This is a genomic window from Thalassotalea sp. G20_0 (assembly GCF_017744175.1).
Lineage (GTDB): Bacteria > Pseudomonadota > Gammaproteobacteria > Pseudomonadales > Endozoicomonadaceae > Endozoicomonas.
The window spans coordinates 1-765 of the sequence record NZ_JAGHQV010000330.1 but is presented as its reverse complement, the minus strand read 5'-3'; the positions used below and the strand labels follow the sequence as shown (position 1 = coordinate 765).

Genomic DNA, 765 nt, shown 5'->3' with positions numbered 1-765 from the left:
AAGTAATGTGGGGCGGGGGGGGGGAAAGTATTGTTAACCACACGGCAGCGGAGAAATGCAATGTGATAACCTCAGGCAGAGAGGCAAAAGCCGGTATTAGCGTAGGAAGCTTTGTAGGAACAGCAAGTATCGCCAAAACCTGGGTGATCAATAGCATCGTTAAAAGTAAAAATGCCACTGCAGCTATCTCGGTAGAAGGTGATAACCCGGTTATTTGTAATGTCATTGTTAATGGCGAACGAAATGTCGCTGCCGAGCGGTGTCAGTATGATTTCTGTGCAGTTATTGACCCCGACTTGGCAAAACTAAAGCGCCAAATCGTTAATTATCCTGATACATCAATCACAGAGACGATGGCCACAATACCAGGCTGCACCATGAACTTTCCCATTTTGGGTTCTGCCACCACAACAACGCCCCCAACAATCGGGTCCAAGGCACCAAAAACGACCTTCTCCGGCCCGGATTCTGCTACATTTGCCGCACCAACACCGCCCCCAACAATCGGGTCCAAGGCACCAAAAACGACCTTCTCCGGCCCGGATTCTGCTACATTTGCCGCACCAACACCGCCAGTGGCATCACCAAGCCCTGCCGTTATAGCTTGTATCGCCACTCTGGGCACGATAATTTTTGTGCTGGTCGGTGTGATCGCCTACCGCTATTACAGCCAAAGGTCATCGACTAATGCTGGTCGTAACCGCGCGGAACCCATGCCGCCCCCACCCAGCGGCCGCCCCCGTGCTGAAGGACAGCTGCCTACTT

General features: G+C 52.3%; 1 pseudogene. It reads left to right on the top strand.

Features of this window, described 5'->3' with window-relative positions:
* Nucleotides 1–62: 62 nt before the first annotated feature.
* Nucleotides 63–765, top strand: a pseudogene (locus J7438_RS26345) (hypothetical protein); the annotation flags it as partial.